The organism is Veillonella sp. ZSJB6, from assembly GCF_051549505.1.
Taxonomy (GTDB): Bacteria; Bacillota; Negativicutes; order Veillonellales; family Veillonellaceae; genus Veillonella.
Genome location: NZ_JBPUGE010000214.1, coordinates 1 through 231, shown reverse-complemented (window position 1 = coordinate 231; position 231 = coordinate 1). Strand labels below are relative to the sequence as shown.

The window sequence follows — 231 nt, the reverse complement described above, 5'->3', positions numbered from 1 at the left end:
AAATTGATTGCTAGTGGCTATATGGTAACAGCCGTATCTAACGGTAATGTAACACAAACACTCAATGTACCTCTCACCAAAACCGCCTCACAACCGACGGTGAATGACATTGCTGAAGTCAATTTGGTTACAGATGTTAATACGCTAACTACCAATAATGGTGATACTATCAATGTGACTGCCCAAGTGCGTGATGCCAAAAATTTCAGCCTAGCGAACATGCCAGTTAGC

1 protein-coding gene is annotated in these 231 nt (G+C 42.0%); it reads left to right on the top strand.

Translation table 11 applies throughout. The annotated features are described in order from the left end of the window. Positions 1-21: 21 nt before the first annotated feature. On the top strand, positions 22-231 hold a 210-nt coding region (locus tag ACSV5T_RS10470), incomplete at its 3' end, for a hypothetical protein (protein ID WP_438321113.1).